This is a genomic window from Spiroplasma floricola 23-6 (assembly GCF_002813555.1).
Taxonomy (GTDB): domain Bacteria; phylum Bacillota_I; class Bacilli_A; order Mycoplasmatales; family Mycoplasmataceae; genus Spiroplasma_A; species Spiroplasma_A floricola.
In genome coordinates this window covers 125,662-151,085 of the sequence record NZ_CP025057.1, presented here as the reverse complement: position 1 = coordinate 151,085, position 25,424 = coordinate 125,662, and the positions used below count along the sequence as shown (strand labels likewise).

Sequence of the window (25,424 nt, the reverse complement as noted above, 5' to 3'; positions counted from 1 at the left end):
TATGAATATTTAATAATATTCATAATTGCTCTCAATAATGGCGCGCCCTAAGGGACTCGAACCCCTAACCTTTTGATCCGTAGTCAAACGATCTATCCAATTGATCTAAGGGCGCATTTTTTTCTGAAAACAACCAAAAATATTATATTACATTTTGTTCTTTTTTTTACCAATTTTCTACAAAATTGACAATATTTATTATAGCAAATTAAAAAGCAATATGTATCTTTTTTGCAAAATAAATAAAAAAAGAGTAATTTAAACTCCTTTATTATCTATTTGGAGGTACCAGTCGGAGTCGAACCGACGATCAGGGAGTTGCAGTCCCATGCCTTAGCCTCTTGGCTATGGTACCATTACTTAAATGATTATACTAAAAAAAAGTAAAAACTAGAAATATAATAAGAAATAAATATAAACTAAAAATTAAAAAACCTATGAAAATTACATCCATATAGGAATTCTATTTTCATAGGTTTTATATTAATACATTTTTAAATAAAAGTAATATCTAAAATATTTCAAATTAATGTTTAGTTGAAATAATTTTATTATATTTATCTACTAAATAATTGTCCATTTTTTCATCAAAATTAAATGAATCTCCTTTTTGAGGTGAGAATCATTTTTCTCATTCATTGCCCTTTTCTTTACCATATTTTATCATTTCTTCAAAACCAGTAGGCATTCCTGTTTCATCTATTAAAGCTTTTTGTGATTCCACATTATACATAAAATTAATAAAATCATAAGTAGCTTTTAAATGATTATTAGTACTTGAAATAACTAAATTATCACTTCATAAATTTGTAGATTCATTTGTTTTAACTTTATTATCTATAGTTACTTTTTTATCCTCACTTTGAGGTAGTAGTTTTCCAGGAACTCCAGAGATCATTGCAAATTTAAAGTCTTCTGCTTTTTTTTCATCACTATAGGCAAGTACATCATCTTCACTTTCCTTTTCACTTTCATAATCATCTTGGTTGGCATAAATTAAATCTCCGTTATACATAACTGCAATATCAAAATCTTTGTCATGAACTTTATCAATTAATTCATCTCCATATAATCCCACATTTTTATAACCTACAAGTTTTTCAATTTCTTTTGAAACTTGATCTATTTGTTGTTGTTTACTAATCACTTTATTGCCAACTTTTAAATCAGCTTTTGCTTCAACTGTTCCATATAATTTTTGAAAACCATACATAAATACATTTTTTGGATCTTCATTTAAAGCTAAATTAAATCCTTGCGCTGCTGCTTGTCAAAGTATATCTCATGATAATTGTTCTTCAATAACTTCATATGGTTCATTTACAGTTTCACCTTTTTTAATTAAATTACTTTCTAAAAGAAAATTGCGTAGTTTTTCGTTAAATACAAAATTTCCATTTTTATAATCTGCTAGATTAAAGACAATTCTTACATCTCCTCAAAATCAGGGAATTGAATAATCTATTAAATTAACATGTTCACCATTTATATCCTTAAATTTGTAATTTTGATGAGCTTCTTCTAAAGTTTTATCATAAGTTAATCTTTCTCCAACTGGTGGAACTTTTGGATCATCACAATTACCTAATCTTTTAGATTCTGATGTTACAATTTTATCTACTTTACATCAATTAATTTTTTGTAAACCACCCTCAGTTGCCAATTTTTGAACCATATAGTCACTTGGAACCATAATGTCATAATTAAATGTGTAAGTTTTATTATATAATGACTCATTTGAATCATATTGTTGATAATTGACTTTATAGCCATATTCTTTTTCAAATTTTGTAATTAAATTAACATCAATATAGCTTCCTCAATTTCCAATAACCAAATCATAAATATTGTTCATTATATATGCTGTTGTTAATAAAGAAAATGATGTTAAAATAGCTGTTCCCATTGTAAGTTGTTTTCAGTTTCTTTTAATTCATTTATTTGATTTTGGAACATAATTTTCTTCCAAAACATCTGGGAAATATTTATCTTTTTTAGCTTTTACATAATTATTAACTTTCTCAAGTTTTTCTTCTTTTATAGTTAATTTAGAGTTTAGTTTTTCTATTGCATCTTTTAATTTAGTTTCTCTTAAAGTTTGCAATTCTTTTAATTTTATTTCGTAATTAACATCTTCTTTATTTAAAAGTTCTATTTGTTTATCTATTAATTCCACAATTGAAACTTTTTTAAATACTTTTTCTTTAACTGTTTTATATTGTTCATATTTTGCATCACTTTTTTCAGTATTTTCTTTTTGCATTAAAGCAAGTTTTTCAATAGTAGTTCTTAATTTATATTGATTTCTTCCTTCTAATAATCGATCTCTTTTAATTGAAAGAGTTTTAATTTTTTTATTATATCAAGAAATTAATTTAGAGCTTGGATTATCTAATATCTCCAACTCTTCTCTTAAATCAATAATTTCTTGTCCAATTTCTAAAGCTCTTTCTTTATCGTGTTCATTTCTATTGTTGATTCATTCTATCTCTTTTTCATATTTATTAATTTTTTGATCTAATTTTAATAAAACCTGATTAAATTTTTTAATTTTTTTCTCACTAGTCATTTTTGAGATTTTTAATTCAATTTGAGATTTTTTAATATTCAATTTTTTAAATACAGTAAAATATCTTTTTTCACTTCTAATTTCATCAGCGATAATTGCTTTTTTTCATTCTAATTTACTAATTTTTTTATTATTATTTTTATTATTTAGTATTTTTAATTGAAATTTTAGTAATTTATACTGTGCTAAAAGTTTTAAGTTTCTAGATTTTTTTATTTTTGTTCCTGCTAAAAGACATTTTTCTAAATATTTAATTTCATTTTCTATTTTACTAATTGTTTTAATTTTATATTCACCTTTTTTAATTTGTAACTTAACATCTTTTGATTTTTGTAAAGAAAATTGGATTATATTTCAAATTAAAATAATAACTACAATTGAAGCTACTAATAATGTTCCAAAAGCATTAATATAGGGTTGCATTCTTTTTGCAGTATAAATAAAAGTAGAAACGTTTGTTTGTCCTCCACCTGTAAAATAAGAAATAATAAAATCATCAAAACTCATTGCAAAACAAATTGCAGCTGCAGTAATTATACAAGGAGTTAAGATTGGTAGAACTACTTTATAAAAAGTTTGTCTTTGATTTCCTCCAAGATCTTTTGATGCTTCAAGAATGTTTTTATCAATTCTATTCATAAAAGGAAGAACTGTAATAATTACATAAGGCACGTTAAATGAAACGTGAGCTGCAATTAAAGTTATTATTCCAAACTTTACCCCTGCAAGAACAAATAATAACATTAATCCTACAGCTGTAATTACATCAGCATTAACTAGTGGAATATTTGCAATTCTTACTCAATTATCTGCAGATCTTTTTCTAATTTTTGTAAGTCCTACAACAGCCATCATTCCAATTACCAGTGATATTAATGTTGATACCATAGCAACAAATAGTGATACTGTTATTGATTTCATAAATGGTGAATTTGAAACTAGTTTTGAATATCAAGCTAAACTAAATCCACTTCAGCTACTAGTACTATTTCCAGAATTAAATGAAAAAACAATCATAACAGCTATTGGCACATAAATAAATGCCATCATTATTAAGAAGTAACTTGATTTGAAGAATTTTTTCATTTTTTTGATGCTCCTTTCACTTCGAATTTATTTGAAATTAATTTCATAATTCCCATAATTGCAAATAAAAGTAATGCAAGAACAATTGCTATAGTTGCTCCAAATGTAAAGTCCGTACCTCTAAAGAAGTAGTTCTCAATAATTGAAGTTATTAATTTAATTTTTCCATCACCCATATATCTAACAATTAATAAAGAAGTTGCTGCTTGTATTAAAACTAAAGTAAATCCAGCAAAAACTCCTGGTAATGATTGTCTAAAAGTTGTATGTCAAAAAGCTTTTGACTTACTTGCTTTTAAATCAAGTGCTGCCAAGTAATAATTTCTATCTTGATTTTCAATTGCATTATAAATTGGAGATATGGCAAAAGGTAAAAACATATAAACCATACCTATAATGACTGCAATTGGAGTTCCTAAAGCACTTGGAGAAATTAATAGAAATAAACTTCTAAGTCCAAGTATTTTTAAAATCATACTTATTCAAATTGGCAAAGTTACTAACACTCATACATTTTTTGCAAGCATTTTATTTTTCAATTGTGCCATAATCAAAGCTATTGGATATGCACAAGCTACACAAATTATGCTTGCAACAAAAGCATAAAGTAAAGATAAAAATAAGACATAAAGAATAGATCCTGATGTTAAAAGATTTACAAAATTTGAAAAATCTAATTTAAATTTTATACTATTGCCTGTTGCTTCAACAATTGAGAATATAATAATTCCTAATAAAGGAAGCACAACTAAAAATCCCATAACTACCATAAAAGGCAATAATATAGGTCAAACTTTTCCTTTAAGTCCTTTTACTATTTTAAAATCAGCTACTTTATCTTTAAATTTAATTTTTGGTACTTCTATTTCTATTTCTGTTCCTTCAGATTCAATGTTTTCAATGTCGTCTAATTCTTTTTCAACTTCAACATTATTTTGTTGATCAATAATGTTTTTTTCGTTGTCTAAATTATTCATCTATTTCTTTTCACATTACATGTAAATCTTCTGGATTTCACTTAATAGAAACTTTTTTATCAAAATCATGAAATTCTGTTGTATGCACTGTATAAAATCTATTTTCTGTTTTAATAGTAATTTCATAATGTACACCTTTGAAAATTATATTTTCTACAGTACCATTAAAATAGCCTTTATTTGGTGGCAATATTTGTAAATCTTCTGGTCTTAAAACTATATCAATATTGGTTTCATTTTCTCCAAAACCTTTATCAGTAGAGTCAAATTCTTTTCCATCAAATTTTACTTTTAAATCTTTTACAAATTCTCCATCATCAATTACATTTGAAACTCCTATAAAATTAGCAACTCATCTGTTTTCAGGTTCATTATAAATTTCTTCTGGTGAACCAATTTGTTGAATTTGTCCATCATTCATAACTACAATTCTATCACTTAGTGTTAAAGCCTCTTCTTGATCATGAGTAACTAAAATAAAAGTAATTCCGATTTCTTCTTGTAATTCTTTTAATTCATCTTGCATTCTTTTTCTTAATTGCACATCAAGAGCTGACATTGGTTCATCTAAAAGTAGAATTTTGGGTTTCAAAATAAGAGCTCTTGCAATAGCCACACGTTGTTTTTGACCACCACTTAATTCATGAACTCTTTTATTTTCCATACCTTCTAATGAAAATTTTTTAATATATTGCATTACTTCTTTTGTAATTAAATCTTCTTTCATTCTTTTAATTCTTAATCCATAAGCAATATTATCGTAAACATCATAATGAGGGAAAAGAGCATAGTTTTGAAAGATTGTGTTAATTTGTCTTTTATTACTTGGAATAGGAGTTAAATCTTTTCCTTCAAATAGTAATTCACCAGAGTCTTGTTTTTCTCTTCCTCCAATAATATTTAAAGTAGTTGTTTTTCCACACCCTGAGGGTCCTAAAAGAGTTATAAATTCTCCTTCTTTAATATTAAAACTAACACCTTTTAAAACAACTTTTCCATCATAACTTTTAGTAAGATTTCTAATCTCTAAAATATTATTATTGTTGTTCATAATATGTTCTCCTTTAAAAAATATTAAATTTTTAACGCGTAATTTTATTAAAATTCATTACGCAATCAGGAGGAGCATTTCAGTCTCTAAAACTTTTTCGAATCATTCAACACGAGTAATTACTACGTTAAATCATTCTGAAATTAAATATTGATTAATATTTATTACTTTTCTCAAGTTCATAGTAACTCTCCTTTGTTTTTACATAACATTATTATACATATAATTCATTTTTTTATAAAATATATAAAAATAAAAACATTACAAATGATTATCTGTAATGTTTTTATTTTAAAATTTCCTTTTTTATTCAATAAGCAACTCCATGTTTTTTATTTGATTTAGTTGTATTTTTGACAATACTTTTTAAATCCTTTTTTGAGTTTCCCATTGCAACACTATGACCAACTCAATCCAAAGATCTTTTATCATTGTCTCCATCTCCAAAATACATAATTTCTTCTGGTTTAATTCCATAGATTTTTGCAATTTTTTGTAGTGAATATAATTTATCTACACCTTTTGGGTTTATTTCAATATTTGAAGAATGCGGTACGTAACTTCAAGAAAACATTTCATATTCTTTATCTTTAATTTCTTCTTTTAATTTAGCAATACCATTTGAATTTCCATAAACTATTATTTTATATGAAGTATCTTTTATTGTATTTCTATCATATTTTATAAGTTTTCGATGTGAAACCTTTTTTAAAACATATGTAAATAGATTTTTTTTAACCACATAAGAAATTTTTGGATCTTTTGCATAACTAAAAGTACTTAATTTATTTTCTTTAGCTTTATCATAAATAAATTTAAAATCTTCTAAAGTAAATAAATGTTCCTCTATTAAATTAGGAACAGAATTTCCATCATACTTGTAAACTGCTCCGCCATTAAGAGTTATCAAATATTCTTGCGCTAAATCTATACCAATTGATTTAGCCACTCCTTCTGTTCTAGTTATATTCCTACCTGTTGCAATACAAATTTTTATCCCTTGTTTTCTTGCTTCTTTAATTGCTTCTATGTTTGATTTTGAGACTTTATTCTTTCTTTTAACTAATGTTCCATCAACATCAAGCGTTATTAACTTAATCAACTTATTTAACTCTCCTATTTTTTTATTTTATAAATTGTTTTAAAATTTCTTTTGACATAAATCCACTATTTTGTTTAGAAACTTGGCCTCTTCTAAACAAAATTAAAGTTGGAATAGACATAATGTTATATCTTTGTGCTATTTCTGGTAATTTATCTGTGTCCACTTTAACAAAGTTAACTGATTGTTCTTCTTCTGAAGTTAAATCAAATATTGGTGCCATCATTTTACATGGTCCACATCATTCTGCATAAAAATCAACAACTGTTATATCTTTTGCTATTTCTTCATCAAATTCTTCTACTGTATTAATAACTTTTACTGCCATCTTTTTTCTCCTTTATAATATATTTTTTTCAATAAAATTAGCAACACCATTTTCATCATTTGTTTTAGTTGTAAATGTTGCAATGTTTTTTAGTTTTTGCAAACCATTTTCCATTGCTACAAAAATATCGACTTTTGTAGCTAGTTCAAAATCATTAAAATTATCTCCAAATCCAATTGTTGTTGTATTTGACTCATTTAATCCTAAATAATTTAAAACTTCCTTAACCACAGACCCTTTATGAATATCTTTAATTGCTAATTCATAAACTCTATCTGTATATTTAATTATATCAAGTGCATTTAAGATACTTGAAAAATCTTTATAAAATTCTTCAATACTTTTATCACTTGGATTTTTTTCAAGAATTATAGTAATGTGATTTATTTTTTTATCTATATCCTTAAAATTTTGAACAACTTTATATTCAGTTCCCATGATATCACTTCAATATCTTGAATTTTCACCATGTCCATAGACAAAATAAGTATCATCTCCAATAAAATGAGCTTTATATTTTCCTACTTTTCCAAAAGTAATATCAAAAACTTCTTTTAAAGTTTCTTGACTGATATATTCTTGTCTAATTCACTTATTTTCTTTGAAATCATATATATGAGTTCCATTATTAGCCGATGCAATACCCTTTAATTTATCTAATTCTAAATAAATCGATTGTTGTTCAAATGTATCCATTGTGCATCTCGCTGTTACTGGTATAAAATAGTAATTTTTCTTATATACTTTTCTTACAATTTCTTTAGTTTCCTCACTAAACTTATGATTGCTAGCCAAAGCAGTTCCATCTAAGTCTGAAAAAATAAGAACATTTTCTTTTAATTTCACTCTTTCACCTCAATTTACTAATATAAATTATAGATTAAAAATGATTCTATTTTATTAAGAATCACTTTTAATTATTTTATTTTCTAGATTCTAACTAAAATTTTTGCTAAAACTTAATTATTTTTAAGTACTATACATATATTATTTATTATTCTTTATTTTTATCATTCTTTTTGGTTCTTTTAAAAATACTCAAAATACCTGCATTATCGTGATTTGGAAGTAATAAATTTAAAGTTACTCCTAAAAATGTTGCTAAGAATAATCCTGTAATGTGGAATGAACCTAATTCAATATCTTTTTGCATTATTGACATACCTACACCGATAGCTAAAATTACTGATAAGACAACAAGATTCTTTGCATTTTTCAAATCTACTTTTGCATCTAGCATTATTTTAATTCCATTAGAAGCAATCATTCCAAATAGCATTAAACTTATTCCACCCATTACTGGAGCTGGAATCATTCTAATTATCTGATTGATTGGAGCTATAAAACTCATAATTATGGCAAACACAGCAGCAAGACCAGTTACTCAAACACTTGCAACTTTTGTTAAACCCACAACACTTGTGTTTTCTGCATATGTTGCGTTTGCTGGACCTCCAATTAAACCTGCAAAACTCATTGCCACTCCATCAGCAATTAATGTTTTACTTATTCCAGGATTTTTTATAAAATCTCTTCCTGTCATAGTTCCAATATTTATATGATCTCCCAAATGTTCTACCATTGTAACCATTGATATTGGAACAATTGCTACAAGAGCAGGACCAATAGTTTTTGGATCTACATCTCATACTTTTTTAAAACTAGGATATCATTGTCATTCTTTTGTGTTTGTAATATATTCAGTTTGAATAATATTATAATCAGTTTTTATTAAACTAAAGTGCAAGATTATGCATAATACATATCCAATTGCTAAAGCCATAAGAATTGGAATTACTTTCAAGAAACTCTTTGCTTTCAACATACAAATTGTAGCTACAAGAAATGTTACAACACCAATTATAATTGCCAATCATTGAGGATAATTACCTCATGCATTTGCAACACTTCCATCATTATTTGTAGCTGTTCCAGCTACAAATCCAATATTTCCAAGAGCACTTGGAACTGCACTAAGTCCAATAGTTATTATTATAGGACCAACTACAATTGGTGAAAAGGCTTTTTTAATTCATTTAATTCCTGTTCAATGAATTACAAATCCCATAATTATATAAACAACACCAACTGCAAATACAGCAATAAAAATTGAATTATGTCATTGCTTTCAACCTGCTCCAAGCACTGTCATATAAGCAAAACTACTTCCTAAATAAATAGGAACTTTTGCCATTGTTAAAGCTATATAAATTAATGTTCCTATCCCAGAACAAAATAAGGCCATAGAAATATTAATTACCTCTTCACCTGCTATTTGACTAATAACTATTGGTACTAAAACAGTGGCACCAAACATAGCAAATACATGTTGAATAGATAAAATAGCTCATTGACCAAAGTTTTTGGGTCTCTGATGTGGTTCAAGAACTAAATCTATTTTTTTATCTTCTACCATATTTTTCTCCTTCTATTACTAAAAAAATTTACAAAAAAACAACCAATAAAATGGTTGATTAATTAAATATAAATATTTTAGAAAATTGAAAAGAGTGAGAAATTATTGAATTTTTCACATAAACTTTATTAACTTGTATTGATAAAATAATGCTTCTCATAAATTCTCCAAACTTTTCTTAAAAATGAATATATATAATTAAAAAGAAAAAAGCAACAAAAAGTTGCTTTTTTTTATAATTTTTTTTCTTCAATTTTATTTTCTGATTCTTCTTTTGATTTATTTGCAAGTTTATTTTGTAAATAAAATTTTAAATAACCTACTGGAAAAATTAATAAAATTATAGAAATCATAACAAGAGGTTTTCAAATTTCAACTATTCCTGCAACTTTTACAATTGATACAAGATTAATTATAGAACCTGCTAATGTTAAAAAACATGTCAAATAACCAAAAACTACAAAAGTTCAAAAAACTCATGGTTTATAAATTTTTATATAGCTTTCATCTTTTTTTCTTAAGTTAATCACATTTGTAATCATTAAAACTTTTAGTAAACTAACTGTAAGAGCAAAATAATTTAGCAATTCTATTATTTGATTAAATACAATATAAAATACTGCAACTAACATAAGTAATAACATTGATAAATAAGGTTGACTAGAAAATTTATTAGTTTTTAAAAAGACATTATGTAAGTCCTTTTCTTCTGCCATTTTATATACTAATCTTGATTGATATAGTAAAAATGAATTTATAGATCCTGCAAAAAGTAGTATTGCAAGAACATTAAACATGATTTTAACCCAATTTGGAATTGCACTAAATCCACTAATTCCACTTTGTTCTAATTCACTAGAGTTTTTTGCAATTGAAAGAATTGCAACAATATAAACTAGATAAACTACAATAACAACTGCTACTCCTATTAAAATTGATTTTGGAATTGTTTTTTCTGGCTTATCAATTTCTCCTGCTACATACGTAGGAACCTCTGTTCCTGAATATGCAAATGAAGTTAAAGTTATAGCTGGAATTAGCATTAATGATGACATATAAATTTTTGTTAAATCTTGAGTCATATTTTTTCCATTTAATAAATTATCACTAGTTCCAAATATAACTGCTAAGATAAGAATTAAAATAATTGGCAAACTTTTAATAACTAAAAAGACAAACTGTGTGACTTGTGAGCTATTTCTTATAAATATTTGTGTTAAACCAATCACAGCTAATATTGCTATAGCAAAAAACTTTATAAAATATATATTATCAATTTTTAAAAGAGCTGCTGTTATACTAGATAATGCTAAAGAACTAGTTGCTATAGCAGATGCAGATACAAAAAGAGTTAAAACTCATCCAAATCAAAAGGCCATTATTTTTCAATTAGATCTTTTCAATCAACTATAATTAGTTCCATTCTCTTTAAAAGAAATTGCAGGTTCAACCATTAAAAAAGTTTCAGGCAGAATTATTAATCCTCCTACTACTCAAGCAATAATCATAAGAAGTGGATTACTCCCTACAGAGCCAAAAACACTTGAAAACGATATTATTACACTTGAACCAATAGTTGCTGTAAGTGTTAAAGCAAGTACCGTTCAAAAACCCATTTTTTTATTTTGTTTCATTTTTATTTTTTTCACTTTCTTTTGCAAAAAATAAAGTCTTTGAAATATATTCATCATTATAATCACTTAAAACATATACATGCTCTGATCCGATTGGATTTCAAAATTGACTTATTACATCTTTCTCAAACTTTATTTTTTTATTAAACATAGTTAAGCTCATTTCAAAAGGAATAAAAGTATCTCCTTTTGCATGAATAAAAAATATAGGTATATTTTTATTTTCCCTCATTTTTTTAAGTAAATTATATTTACTTTGATTTGTTTTTGTCAATTTACTAAACTTAGAAGTAAATCTAAATGTATTAAATAATCAAGATTTTTTTAAAAAGTTATTTTGAACGTAATATCTATATTGTGTTTTAATATCACTAAAACCACAATCAGCTACAACTCAGTCAACTTTATATTTTCCAATTTGTGAATAAAGAATAGAAGTTGAAGCTCCCATACTATTTCCAATTAAACCAATAACTGATATATCATCTTCTGCTTTTAAAAAATTAATTATTGAGTTAATTATCTCCACACTGGAAAATCCAATATCAGTATATTCACCATAAGTTTTTCCATGAGCAAATGAATCAAATGTTAATACATTATAACCTTGATCGTAAAAATGACTTGTAAGTCTTAAAGCTAAATACTTATCTTCTGTTCATCCATGTAAACCAATAACTCATTTTTTACTATTTTTATTTTTTGCTTGCAAACAGCTAATTGGACCTTTAGATGTATCAATTGAAAATTCTTTTAAATTTTGTTTGGAAAAAGAGTTTTGCTTAATATTCATTTTTTTTATATCTCAATAATAGTAATCCAAGCAATTAGTTTCAGTTTCTAAATTTTTATACTCTCCATTTTTTGATTCATATTTTCCAAAACGTGGATAAGTATAACAAAACATCTTATAATTACTAAAAACTTTATTTGATTTGAAAATTATTAGCGGAAGTAACAATATTGTTATAATAATTTTTACAAAATTATATCTATATTTTTTATATTTAAACAACTCAATTTGTCTCCTTCTTTTGGTATTTCGATTAAATAATACACTATAAAAATATTCACATATATATATGGAAAAAAATAAAAATTTTAAAAAATGAAAAATATTTCCAAAATATAAAAAAAATCACTTTCGTGATTAACTTTCTTTATGGTCCGGAATAAGGGACTTGAACCCCCACGTGTTACCACGCCAGATCCTAAGTCTGGTGCGTCTGCCAATTCCGCCAATTCCGGATGAATGGTGTCCCGTATAAGACTTGAACTTATGACCCACTGGTTAAAAGCCAGTTGCTCTACCGACTGAGCTAACGAGACGTTAAAAATAACAAATTTATAATAACATTTTTTTTATTTTATTAAAATACTTAATTTAAATTTTATAAGTATTCTTTTATTTTTTAAATAAATTATTCGCTTAAATCATTTTTATTTTATAAATAAGTAAATTATAGATAAACTTATTAATAAAAAAACAACCATTTATGGTTGATGATTTCTTACATGGTGCTGATGATAGGACTTGAACCTACAACCTACTGATTACAAGTCAGTTGCTCTGCCAATTGAGCCACATCAGCAAAAAAAATGGTGGAGTGTGACGGGCTCGAACCGCCGACCGCCTGCTTGTAAGGCAGGAGCTCTCCCAACTGAGCTAACACTCCAAAAAAAATATAAAAATAATAATGGTAGCCTGTACGGGGTTCGAACCCGTGTGTGCACGGATGAAAACCGTGTGTGTTGACCGCTTCACCAACAGGCCATAAAAATGGCGGCTCTTGCAGGACTCGAACCTGCGACAAACCGGTTAACAGCCGGTTGCTCTACCAACTGAGCTAAAGAGCCATAGATAGATTTCTACCTATTCATAATAGCATATTAATAATATTAAAAGCAAGAAATTTTTTATTTTTTTGAAAAAAAACAAAAAAAACCACATTATTAAGTGTGATTTTTGAAAAAAATGCCTTCTTAAAACTACTCATTTCCAATTAAAGATGAGAGTTTAGTACGTTTAATAGATAACATAACTACAATATATCCTAATAAAAATATTAGAACTCCTGATACTAATACAATTGGAATAACTTCTCAACCAATAATCATTGGAACAGCTATATTTATAGACAATAATACTTTAGGTATTATTAAGAATATTTGACTTAAAATAGTAAGTATTCCTATTACAACTGCAAGAATAGTTATAGGTAAAAAGATTCATAGCATTATTGAATTAATTTCTTTCATAGAATATCCTTGAATTCTCATATAACTCATAAATCTTTTATATCTTCCAACAAACATATCTGTAATTAAATAAATAATTATAATAGCTGTTATCAGCGAAAGTGAAATAAATATAACAGAAAGAGATACAATAGAAGTAATCAAATTATTCATTGCTATTTTTTTAATATTGATGTAATCTGCAGAACCTATCGCTTGATCCATATACTTATCAAATCCTAATGTAGCATTATTCCCATTGAAAGTATTTAATATTAGTCTTTGCATTTGATCTGCATTTTGAATATTATTACTCATTTTTGCATTACTTCATATGCTAATTGATGAACCATTTTCAAAGTTTTTTCTTATATCAAAACTTTCATTAATACCCATTAATTTATTTGCATACAATTGATCCATATATAATTTATTGCCATCATATAATTGCTCAATACCAACGACTTTTATTTTTTTATAGCCTTTTAAATCTACAAGTTTATTTGTTAATAGTCCATTTTTTAAAGCTATATTAAATCAATTATTTGTTCCTCCCATCATTAATGTTTCTAAACCTATTTCTTTTTGAGTTATTCCATCCTTTTCATAAGTATAAATATCAAAGGGTTTAACTACATAAGATTGTTTATCACTGCTTTCAGTAAAAATATTTTGTTTATTTGAATACTCTTTGTATTCTTGATTTACTTTTTCAAATAAAGCATTATCATCCATTAAACTTTTTCTAATATGAAGTTCTATATTTGCCATATTATAATATTTTGAATATTCATTATCTGATTTTTTAAAATATAAGTTATTTCTTTGATCACTCAAATATGTAAATCTACTTAAATCCATTGAATATAAATTATCATTTTGATATTTTCATGAATCTGAATTTAAAACATTTAGTTGATTATTTTGATCCACTGTTGATAAAAACTGAGATGGTGTATTTAAATTGAATTCATCTCCAATTTTTATACCTTCTAAAACAGTTTTTTTATTAATTAACACTGGAATATACTCTAAAGACTCATCATATTTAATTTTATTTTTATTTTTAATAATTACATTATTTAAATTTGAATCCAAATTTAAACCATAAATAGTAACTGGAGTATTTTTTAAATTATCAACTTTAGAGTTAAATCTTGTATACATTTCATCTTTATCTTTATCAACAGAGATATTTGAGAAATTAAATGTAAAGTTTTTAAACTCGTTATCATCTTTATCTCAAAGCTCTTTTATAGTTGAAGGCAAGATATTATTAGATGTACTTTTAATACAACTATTATAATTTGACTCTTCTGTTATAGGTGATTGACCAAATAATTGAGGAATTACTGTACAAGAAAAGTTATTAAAAGTTGTTTGAACTAATTTCGATGATGAGTTATCAATCTTATTAGATATCTCTACCATTTGATCCATAATACCTGTTGAAAGAGTTCCACCTTTAAAAGTTAAAATATTGTTATAAACTATATTTTCAAAATTCTTTCTAAACTCGGCCTTTTTAATTTGATCTGAATTTCAATAGTTGTAATCATATAAATCTTTGTATTTATTATCTACTCCAATTAAGGGATTAAATACAGAGGCGTTTAAATTACTTTTAGCTTTATTCTTTTCATCCATTTGATAAAAAGAATATCTTGTTAATGGGTTATTTACAACAATTCCAGAGTAATTAAAATCATTATTATATTTAATATTTCTATAGTACTCATTTTTCATGTTTTTCAATGTATGTGGAGCTAATGAAGCTGCTGTTATTACAGAGCTTGAAAAGAAAAGTATTAAAAAGAATATTGTTAAATCTTTTACAGCAGAAGATATAATTATTAATCTTAATTTTGAAGTAAAATGATTTATTTTTATTTTTGAAAAGAATTTAGAAATTACTAAATTAGGTTTATGACTTTTACTTGGTTGTAACAGTACCAAAGGACTTTGTTTTACAGTAAAGTAACTCGTAACAAAAACTAATAAAGAAATAATACCTATAAAAGCTAATAATTCAATTAATAATAACTGCCAATTAATTGAAAAAGTTGAAGAAATATTAAAATATCTCTCAAAAATATTCATAAGAGAAGTTTGTAAAAACAAACTTATTGCTCAGCCAATAGGTACTAAAAAAATTATTGGAAAGGTCATATATAAAATATAGTTAAATATAATTTTAGAATTTGATACACCCAAAGATTTTAAATTTCCTATCTGACTTCTTTGTGAAATAAGAATTTTTTTAAAAATATTATAAACTACAAAACAAAGAGATAGAGCAAATATAATACAAAATATTATTGCCAAGTATAGAAAAAACCTAACCACTCCAAAAAATAAACTATTTCTCATGTTTAGTAATTTTGTTTCTGCATAAGCTTGGAATTTAGCTCTTGATAATTTTTCTGATTTGTTAGTTGAAGTAATACTATCTCTTACTTTATTTAAATTAGAAACATTATCTGCAAAATATGTTTGAAATAAATTTATATCTTCTTTCATTTCATTTATATGCTTTTTATGTTTTTTTGGTTTTTTATTATAAGTTAAATAAGTTCTACTAACATCTTGATAGCTTTTCTCTTCTCCCTCTTGATTAAACTGTTTACTAAAAATTGTGCTACTAATATAATAAATAGCTTCATTTTCTTGATTTGTTAGTAAATCTTCTTCATAAATTGTAGGATATATGTTTAATGAATCAACAGCAGTTCCATCCATTACATATTTTTTATCAGAGCCAGGAAAAATATTATAAGTTTTTCCTAACTCCATATCATGATATTTTGCATATCCACTTGATGTTAAAAATGAGTTTTCTGTTAAACTATTTTCATTATATGTTCTTGTATAAATTTTTAATATATCTTCATTATAAAAGTGAGTTTCTTTTTTATCAGAACCTATCACACTTGTATTGTAAAAAGAAGATATATATCTATATTTTTTCCCCTCTGAATCTCATTTAACTGCTTCATTTGAAGATCTAATTTTAAAATTAGTTAAATCTCCTAATAAATTAAAGTATGTAGAAAATCAATTTCTATGTATTAAATGATTATCTGAAATAATATAACCATTGTTATTTAATTTTGTATAAAAAATATTTTTATTATCAAATTTATTTATATAGAAACTTGCATTGTTTGAGAAAAGATTAACCTCTTCATTATTTCAAGCTTTCTTACCATCAACTTTTATTGGATTTTTCGTAAATCTATAATTTCCGCTTTGATCAATCTCTCCTAAAGTCTTATTTTTAAAATAATCTTCTGGATTATTATTAGTTTTCATAAAATCTAATAAATCTAATTTTATTGAGTCAGTTATAGCAGAGTTGTTTAAATAAAACATATAGTTAAATATATCTAAAGCTGTTTTTTCACCCTCTTTAGATAATTTCTCGTCTCTAAAACTATTATATTTCTCATATAATTTACCAATTAATGAGTTTTTAAAATTTTCTGAATCCAAATTAAATCTAAAAAGATCTCCAAACTCAGCTTTTCTTACAATATCTATTTTTTGTTCAGTGGTATAATTTAAAACTGCTTTTTCAGAATTTGGAATATATGGTTTAGTTTTATCACTGCTCAATTTTGACTCTACATCACCAAAGTGGAAATTTATAAATTCTTTATTACCATCTTTTATATATGAGCTTTCATAACACTGAGTTTCATTTTTCTCACAACCTTCAGTGAAAATATAATTTTTCAATACTCCCTTTTCACCAAATGTTAAGGTCGGAAAATAATTACCTTTTTGATTTTCTATTAGTTCTATGTTAAATGCAAATCACGGAGTAAAAGTTTGAGTATCATTAGATTTATAAGCACTTGATGTGTATCTAAATGAATAGTCAAACTTTTCATAATTTCTATTTATTTCATTATTTTTTTTAACAAGATTTGAAGAAACAATACCAAAAGTTGAAGTAAAAACAACAGAAATTGTTATTAGTATCAAATAAATTCCAAATTGGACATAGTCTTTTAGTAATTTTCTTAAACCGTTTTTAAATAAAAGCATTAATTATTAATAAATATTATAGAATTCTTGTCCGTTTTTATTAAAACATTTAACAGATGTAATTACTCAATAAGGTGATTCAGAGTTTTTTGAGATATTTTCTCAAATTATTTTATAAGAGTTTTGAACATTATTGTAATCTTGATAATTTCCAAGTCCATCATATTTAATTAAGTCTTGTTCATTTTTTATAGGTCCATTTTCTCCATATCCTAAAATTTTTCCTGAGTTTTGGACTTTTTCTGGATCCAATTTTTCTTTTAAATTATCTGTTCATTTATCTTCTTGGTTTTTAGCAATTGTTTGATATGGATTAAATTTTTTTCCTACTGTAACTTTTTCTGTTTGTTCACTTGCTGTTGAAGTTACATCACCAATACCTTTATAGTCAAGTGTGAATTCCATTTTTCCCCCTAATTGAGTATTACTTGTAGTATTTATTTTGAAATCATTAACTTTTCAATAGTCATCCTCAACTAGGTATTTTAATACAGGATCATGTACCTCTTTCATAGCTTTTGCTACATAATCTTTAAAACCAGCAAAAAATCTTTTAAAGTCTTTTTGACCTGTATTTTCTTCATTAGTAAAACCTTTATAGATTCTACCTGCTAATGAATCTTCTTCATATCCCTTTTCAGTTCATCCTATTAATTTTAAAAATTTATTTTTTTCAGATGTAGAAAGATCTCTAAAAGTCTCAGAATCTTTAAAAGTTTCAATAATTAATTCAAATTGACTTATAGTTTTATCTTCTGTTAACATTTTATAAAAACTTTGAGCCAATTTAAGAAGATTAATACCTCCATCATCATTTTGACCTATCATTGTTTCTTTTCAATTATCATGACCAGTATACTCCATAATTTTTGAATAAGCTTCTTTAAATGGTGCATTTTCTCCTCAGAAAAACTGCTCATTAAACTCTTTTTTATTAGAACTTTCTTGATAAACTTTTATTAACTCATCTATTATTTCCACAATATCTTTTGCATTGGTAGATCTCTTATCCTTATCTCTTTTTGCATCTTTATATAAACTACTTAATTTTGGAATATCCATTCCAAGAAAAGAATATGTAGGAGCTTTATCTAAACTTTTTATTTTTGTTTTTAAAGCTTCGCTAGTTATTAAAGAATTCTCTTCCAAATTTTTTATTCCCTTTCAAACACCACTTGTCATTGTTAAACCAACAGCTTGTGAAACATTATTAGAATTCCCAATTGCTCCTAATCCTGATTTTTTTGTATTAATCATAGGAAATAAAGTATTCATAAATTCTGAAAGTACTAATGCTCCATTTTTAGTATCTGAAATATTATCTAGCATTGACCCAAATAAACTTATGTAACCATTAATATTTTGTTCTCCAGCAACTTTTGTTATTAATCCTCCAGTTGAGTTAAATTCTTTACCATTTATTTTTGATTTTTTATCAGCATTAGCTGCTTGAAATTGTTGATCTTTTAATTTACTTTGAGCTATTTTAATACCACTATAATCTTTACTTCTTGTTGCTGATCCTTTCATTAATATAGAATTATATCAAGCATATCCTGAACCATTAGTACCAACTTTTTCTGTAGCACTACTTTTAGGTGAAGAAGTACCATTTGTATCTGTTGGATTTGCTCCATCAAATCCTAAATTTAATAAGTAGTTTGAAAGTGCTCCTGTATCTTGTATTCCTCAAGCTAAATTCCTTCTTTCTTCATTATCAGATAAATTAATGTCCTTTCCTAAACCTGCTGCATATCCCATTGCATTATTTCCATTTTTCTTATTGTAACCTTGGTTACCAGTTGTAGAAAATGTATCATTAAAATAGTATGCACCATCTTCTCCAGTATTAATCATACTTTCATAAAAATCATTGTCGTACATACCCATAATATAGCTTGCAAACATTCCTGCATAATTTTCACTATTATAATTAGTTAAAGAAGGTGCTAAGTAATTTTTAAATCTACTTATATTTGTTCCTAAATTTATGTTTTTATCTCCATTTTTATATGAAATAGGCATATTCATAGCTGATGGTGAAGGTGTTAAAAACATTGAAAGTATTTCATTAATATTATAATTTAAATTTTCATGTCTTCCCCCAATAATTAATCTTGATATAAATTCTGCTCCTTGAAGCATTTCTTTTTGTAATTCATTAGTATTAGGTTTTTCATTATTATCATTTCCACTTTTTTTTGTTCCACAAGCAACAACTGTAGCAGATGAACCAACTAAAACCATTACAGCAAGTACATTTAATAACTTTTTCATTTTATTTTTTCTCTCCTTAATTGCTAAGTACCTAAAAAAACAATAAAATGTCAATTTAATTATTCTACTTTTAAAAATATAATGATCGATCTGGTGGATCAGTTTCCATTTTATGAACTCTTAATTTATCCGTTTCTAAAATTATTATTGAGGCTAAAACCTTATCTCAATAATTTATGTTCAGTATTTTTTTAATTTTTTTAATTTTGATTTTTTCAAAAATACTTTTTAAAATCAAATTTAACTTTACTGAGTTTTTATAAATTATATTTATAAAATTTTTGTTTGAGATAATAGCAGTTTTAATTATTGTGTATATTAAAAAACACATAAAAACATAACAAATTAAAAAAACTAGAAAGGCATTTAAAGCCACAATAAACATTATGAAAATTTTATTTATATAAGAAAAATTAATATATTTATAAAATCTATAAGCTCTTCATCAAGACATCTCTTCATAGGCAACATTAGTTTTTTGAATTGAATTATATGTAAAAACTGCACATAAAAAGAAAAGAAGAAAAATAACAAATAGAGAAATAAAAAATCTAAAATTATTATTTAAATTACTCATATTAAATATATTTTTTCTCGATATTTCAAATTTATATTCTTCAGTATATTTAAAAATTTTAATAATAAAATTTGTTACAAAATATAAAGTAAATATTATTAATCAAAGATTAATTATTAGTGAAGTTATTAATATAGCTCTCTTATTATATAAAATTTTTTGGATAGGTAAAGTTAAAAAAAATAATAAAAAAATCACTATTCAATTTATATTTAATTTACTATTTCTCATATTTATCCCACTTTTTTTTATTGTATATTAAAAAAAAAAAAAAAAGCATACTAATTTACACATAAAAAATTTTTAGTAAAATAAAAAACATTCAAAATATATTTTTTAAGTGTAAATTGCTTTACAAAATATATATTAAATGTTCTATATTTTATGATTGTTAATCAATTAAACCTGCTTGATAAAGTCTTTTAAAATGACCATCTTGAGATTTTAGTTCATTAAATTTACCTCTTTGAACTATTCCTTTACCATTTCCACCTAAAACTATAATTTCATCAGCATTTTTAATAGTACTTAATCTGTGAGCTATAGTCACTGTAGTTCTACCCTTCATCAATAAATCTAATTTAGCTTGGATTTCTTTTTCCACAATATTATCTAAAGCACTTGTTGCTTCATCAAGTATTAGAACCTCTGGATTTTTTAGAAACATTCTTGCAATAATTAATCTTTGTTTTTGTCCACCACTTAGTAGGAAACCTCTTTCTCCTAAAATAGTTTCATATTGACCAGGTCATGTCATAACAAGTTCATGCAGTTCTGCTTTTTTACATGCTTCAATAACTTCTTCATTTGTTGCATTAAAAGAACCATATTTAACATTTTCAAAAACATCACCATAAAGAATTTGAGGATCTTGTTCAACATATCCGACATGTTGTAAGTAACTAGATAATTTAACATCTTTTAAATTTGTATTACCATTAATAATTACATCTCCTTTTGAAGGATCATAGAATCTTAACAATAATTTTGCAATTGTTGATTTACCACTTCCAGTTTCCCCAACAAAAGCATAAGATTTTCCCTCTTCAAATTTGAAGTCAAATTTTGGAAGAATAATTTTTCCTGGTTTTTCAGGATATTCAAATTCTACACCTTTAAATAAGATATCTCCTTTTATTGAATCTACAATTTCTCCATCTCAATAATGAGAATTTAATATTGATTTAGCCTTAATTGTATCATCAACTCTTTGAGCTACAACTGAAGCCTGAGCTAAACCAAATAGAGCAGCCATAACATTAAATAATGGCCCTATCATAAGTCCTTGTGCTAAATTGTAAGCTGCAAATCTATTTTTTAAGAAATCTGATCCTGCTCCTTGATTTCCATAAATTAACATAGTTGCAATTACAGTTGCAAACTGTAGAACAAATGTTCCACCTCACATTGTTGTTAACATAAGTGCTAATCTTGTACCCACTTTTTTAGACTTTTTGTAAAAATCTTTGTGTACTTCATTAAATCTTTCAGTTTCATAATTTTCTGTACCTGATGATTTAATAAGTCTTACTGTAGCAATTCTATCTGTTACATTTCCATTAATTTCTGTAATGCTTTCTCTTACTTTTACAACTTTATTTCTAGTTGCATAAAAACAAAACATCATTAAGAACATTATTATTGCAAAAGTAACAACAGTTACTGATGCTAACTGTCAGCTTAAAATATACATTAAAATAGCTGCACCAATAATTTCAAAAAATGATAAACCAAATTGTAAAGGTACTTGAACTGCTTGATCACCAACTATTTGTGTATCAGAAACTATTTTAGTTAAAATCTCTCCAATTTTTTTATCTGAATAATAAGAGATGTCTTGTCTTACTAAGTTTTCAAGAGCTCTATTTCTTAGACTTATTTCAATTTTACGACCCATAATATATGCTAAATAGTCATAAATAAAAGAAAGTATACAATATAAGATAACAATACCAATTGATAAATAAATTAACATTCCCCAATCATCAGTTCAAAGATCTGTTATTATGTTTTTTACTGGTTCTTTAGAACCACTTTTATCACTTGTTATTGCAAGAGTCATTTGATAAGTTAATATCGGCAATGACAAATGCAATACAACAAACATTAAGCATAAAAATAACATAGCTAATGATAATTTTCATTCTTTTGCAAAATAGTAGGCCAAAGTTTTAAAAAACTTTCCCTTACCAACTTCTATTTCTATATTTTCCATATTTCTCCTCTACTTTTTATTCTAGTAAAAATTATATATTTTTATAAACAAAAAGGTACCCAAAAAGGTACCCTTTGTAATTATTAAATTAATTTAAGTAATAATTTATAAGTTCCATAAATACATACAGTTGGTAATAATGAGTTAATAAAGAATATTAATGCTAATCAAGGATTTAATCCAACAGTTGTAAAGTCAAAGAACGTATTGACTTTCTCAATTGGTATTAATGTTAATGTAGTAAAAACAAATGCTACAAGCATTAATATTAATAATCATTTATTTGGTCTATATTTATCTACATCTTTATTTTGTCTTGTTGATTTAATAGGTAAAAAGAAATTATTATAAAGAATTGAATAAAATATTGGAGAGAACATAATTGCTATATAAACTCCAGTTTTACCAAATTTTGCAGCAGTTTGAAAATCATCATTGAATCATCAAACAGCTATTTCATAATTTAATACTGCAAACAAAGTATTAAATAAAGTAGTTATAATAATTTGACTTCTTATTCCCTTTAATAAACTTTCTTTTTTATGAGTTGGAGGTGGATTTTTCATAACACCTCTTCTTTCTTTTTGCATTCCGATTGGAACAGCAACAATTGTTTCAATAATAAATATATGGAATAATATATTTACTGAATTTAAAGCAATATCTTGGTTAATTGCCAATATTAATAATAAAGTTAAAATTTGACTTATATTTGCTGCAATTAAAAAAGAAATTGAGTACTTAATTTTTTCATAAACATTTCTCCCTGAATTAACCCCAGAAATAATACTTTTAAAATTATCATCTGCTAATATTACATCACTTACACCTTTTGCAACTTCAGTTCCTGTTATTCCCATAGAAATACCAACATCTGCTTTTACTAAACTTGGTGAATCATTTACTCCATCTCCTGTCATAGCAACAATGTTGTTATCTTCTTGAAGTAAATCAACAATAAGTGCTTTATGCTCTGGATTAACTCTTGCAAAAACATTTGTTCTTTGAAGTCTCTCTTTTAATTGTTCATTAGATAATTCATTAATATCTTGTCCTGTTAAAACACCATCAAAGTTTTCATCTGTAATACCTAATCTTGTAGCAATTTCAAAAGCAGTAATTTTGTGATCTCCTGTAATCATAATTACACGAATTCCCCCAGATTTTGCTTCTTCAATTGATGCTTTAACTTCTTCTCTTGGTGGATCAATAATAGCTACACAACCTAGGAAAGTTAAATTATTTTCATAACGTTGTTTTTCTTCAGTTATATCTTTTTGAGAAAAACCTAAAACTCTTAACCCTCTTTTAGCAAAACTATATAATTGTTCATTAATTTTGGTTTTTTCTTCTTGTGTTAAAGGAGTTACTTTTCCATCTATTAATTTATTAGTACAAATATCTAAAAGATAATCAACAGCACCTTTAACATAAACCATTTTTCTGCCATCAACGTTATTAACTGTTGTCATTAATTTTCTTTTTGAATCAAATGGAATTTCATCCAATCTTTCGTTATTTTTTCTAATGCTTTTATAATTAATATTAAATTTCTTAACAAATTCAATAGTTGCGATTTCAGTGGCACTACCAATTTTTTCTTTTTCCACAATTGCATCACTACATAAAGTAATACAGTTAATTAGATCATTATATTTTGTTTTATCAAAGTTATTATAATCATCTTCTTTAAAATCTAAAAAGATTTTATCAACTGTCATTTTGTTTTGTGTTAATGTTCCTGTTTTATCTGAACAAATAACATTAACATTTCCTAATGTTTCAATTGATTTTGGATTTTTAATAATAACATTTTTTCTTGCCATTTTTTTTGTAGCAACCATTAAACAAATTTTGACAATAATTGTTAATGATTCAGGAATTAAAGAAATAGCAGAAGAAACTGCAATAAGAAGAAGATTTTTAATATCTGCTTTACCAGGTTGTACATCATGAATTCTATCTGACAAGAAGTAAGAAATTAAGAATAATATAAGTCCTAGAACTATTGAAGTTAAACCTATTATTGTTGTTAAACGAGTTACTTTTCTTTCAAGTGGAGTTTTTTCAGGTTTATGACCTGTAATTTTTGTAGCAATTTTACCAATTTCAGATTCTTGCCCTGTTCCAAAAATAACACCCATCATTTTTCCTTCAATAACTAATGTTGACATAAATGCAATATTTTTTTGATCTCCCAACATCAAATTTTTTTCTTTGATAGAATCAGAGATTTTTTTAACAGGTTCATTTTCACCAGTTAAAGCAGATTCATCAATTTTTAGTAACTGATTGTCTAAAATTCTTGTATCTGCAGGAACAAAACCTCCAGAGTTTACAAAGATTATGTCACCTGGAACTAATTCTTCAATATCTATTTCAGTTTTTTTTGAACTTCTTAAAACAATTGCAGTTTGTTTATTTTCATTTAAATGTGCTACTTGATTTAATGATTTAACTTCTTGAATAGTTGCAATAATAGAGTTAGTTAAAACTATAACTAAAATAATAACTAAACCTGTTATATCAACTACTTCAATTTTTTGTGAAATAATAGAAACCAATCCAGAAACCAATCCAGATAAAATCATAATTAAACTTAACGGATCTAAAAAACTCAATAGAAAAATTTTAAATCAGTTAGTTTTTTTACTTTTAGGAAGAATATTTCGACCATATTTTTCTAATCTATTTTTAGCTTCTTTATTACTCAATCCAGTTTCAGGATTAACTTCAAAAATATTGCATATTTTTTTATTTGAAAGTTTATATCATTCTTGATTTAAAGATACGTTATCAGTTTTTACATCTGATAACTCATTTTTATTTTCATTTATATTCATTTTGACACCTCAAAAGATTTAAAATCTTAACCACCTTATCATACAACTTTAAATTTAAAAG

Annotated in this window: 13 protein-coding genes and 8 tRNA genes; all 21 read right to left on the bottom strand. The window is 25.3% G+C overall.

Annotated elements, in window-relative coordinates:
- Window positions 1–38: 38 nt before the first annotated feature.
- The 21 genes from SFLOR_RS00695 to SFLOR_RS00590 all read right to left on the bottom strand — a co-directional run bounded on the left by SFLOR_RS00695 (window position 39) and on the right by SFLOR_RS00590 (window position 25,363).
- Window positions 39–115, bottom strand: a tRNA-Arg gene (locus SFLOR_RS00695).
- A gap of 165 nt (window positions 116–280) precedes the next feature.
- A tRNA-Cys gene (locus tag SFLOR_RS00690) sits at window positions 281–355 on the bottom strand.
- 171 nt (window positions 356–526) lie between these two features.
- Window positions 527–3,655, bottom strand: coding sequence for a spermidine/putrescine ABC transporter permease/substrate-binding protein (gene potCD / locus SFLOR_RS00685; RefSeq protein WP_100916184.1), 3,129 nt, complete (start codon window positions 3,653–3,655; stop codon window positions 527–529).
- Window positions 3,622–4,632, bottom strand: coding sequence for a spermidine/putrescine ABC transporter permease (gene potB / locus SFLOR_RS00680; protein ID WP_100916183.1), 1,011 nt, complete (start codon window positions 4,630–4,632; stop codon window positions 3,622–3,624). Before potB ends, potCD begins: the two co-directional genes overlap by 34 nt.
- On the bottom strand, window positions 4,625–5,683 hold the full coding sequence (potA, locus tag SFLOR_RS00675; protein ID WP_100916182.1) for a spermidine/putrescine ABC transporter ATP-binding protein: 1,059 nt from the start codon (window positions 5,681–5,683) through the stop codon (window positions 4,625–4,627). The genes potB and potA overlap by 8 nt, the downstream gene beginning before the upstream one ends.
- A gap of 286 nt (window positions 5,684–5,969) precedes the next feature.
- The gene (locus SFLOR_RS00670) at window positions 5,970–6,785 is read right to left on the bottom strand and encodes a Cof-type HAD-IIB family hydrolase (RefSeq protein WP_100916181.1); all 816 of its coding nucleotides are present in this window, start codon (window positions 6,783–6,785) and stop codon (window positions 5,970–5,972) included.
- Between the two features lie 22 nt (window positions 6,786–6,807).
- On the bottom strand, window positions 6,808–7,113 hold the full coding sequence (trxA, locus tag SFLOR_RS00665; RefSeq protein WP_100916180.1) for a thioredoxin: 306 nt from the start codon (window positions 7,111–7,113) through the stop codon (window positions 6,808–6,810).
- Window positions 7,114–7,125: 12 nt separating this feature from the next.
- Window positions 7,126–7,959, bottom strand: coding sequence for an HAD-IIB family hydrolase (locus tag SFLOR_RS00660; protein ID WP_100916179.1), 834 nt, complete (start codon window positions 7,957–7,959; stop codon window positions 7,126–7,128).
- 148 nt (window positions 7,960–8,107) lie between these two features.
- The gene (locus tag SFLOR_RS00655; RefSeq protein ID WP_100916178.1) at window positions 8,108–9,529 is read right to left on the bottom strand and encodes a uracil-xanthine permease family protein; all 1,422 of its coding nucleotides are present in this window, start codon (window positions 9,527–9,529) and stop codon (window positions 8,108–8,110) included.
- A 233-nt stretch (window positions 9,530–9,762) separates the two neighbouring features.
- Window positions 9,763–11,163, bottom strand: coding sequence for an amino acid permease (locus SFLOR_RS00650; RefSeq protein ID WP_157806910.1), 1,401 nt, complete (start codon window positions 11,161–11,163; stop codon window positions 9,763–9,765).
- Entirely contained in the window at window positions 11,150–12,178 is a 1,029-nt protein-coding gene (locus SFLOR_RS00645; protein WP_169919175.1) for an alpha/beta hydrolase, read from the bottom strand. The genes SFLOR_RS00650 and SFLOR_RS00645 overlap by 14 nt, the downstream gene beginning before the upstream one ends.
- Window positions 12,179–12,326: 148 nt before the next feature.
- A tRNA-Leu gene (locus SFLOR_RS00640) sits at window positions 12,327–12,411 on the bottom strand.
- A gap of 5 nt (window positions 12,412–12,416) precedes the next feature.
- Window positions 12,417–12,492, bottom strand: a tRNA-Lys gene (locus tag SFLOR_RS00635).
- Between the two features lie 187 nt (window positions 12,493–12,679).
- A tRNA-Thr gene (locus tag SFLOR_RS00630) sits at window positions 12,680–12,755 on the bottom strand.
- 8 nt (window positions 12,756–12,763) lie between these two features.
- Window positions 12,764–12,839, bottom strand: a tRNA-Val gene (locus SFLOR_RS00625).
- Between the two features lie 22 nt (window positions 12,840–12,861).
- Window positions 12,862–12,937: transfer RNA gene (locus tag SFLOR_RS00620), tRNA-Glu, on the bottom strand.
- 7 nt (window positions 12,938–12,944) lie between these two features.
- Window positions 12,945–13,020 (bottom strand) — tRNA-Asn (locus SFLOR_RS00615).
- Window positions 13,021–13,152: 132 nt separating this feature from the next.
- Window positions 13,153–17,388 (bottom strand): ABC transporter permease, encoded by a 4,236-nt coding sequence (locus tag SFLOR_RS00610; RefSeq protein ID WP_157806909.1) that lies wholly within the window; start codon window positions 17,386–17,388, stop codon window positions 13,153–13,155.
- Between the two features lie 69 nt (window positions 17,389–17,457).
- The gene (locus tag SFLOR_RS00605; protein WP_100916174.1) at window positions 17,458–19,728 is read right to left on the bottom strand and encodes a hypothetical protein; all 2,271 of its coding nucleotides are present in this window, start codon (window positions 19,726–19,728) and stop codon (window positions 17,458–17,460) included.
- A 968-nt stretch (window positions 19,729–20,696) separates the two neighbouring features.
- A complete protein-coding gene (locus SFLOR_RS00595; RefSeq protein WP_100916172.1) occupies window positions 20,697–22,520 on the bottom strand; it encodes an ABC transporter ATP-binding protein in 1,824 nt (607 codons plus the stop codon).
- Between the two features lie 83 nt (window positions 22,521–22,603).
- The gene (locus SFLOR_RS00590) at window positions 22,604–25,363 is read right to left on the bottom strand and encodes a cation-translocating P-type ATPase (RefSeq protein WP_100916171.1); all 2,760 of its coding nucleotides are present in this window, start codon (window positions 25,361–25,363) and stop codon (window positions 22,604–22,606) included.
- Window positions 25,364–25,424 lie beyond the last annotated feature (61 nt).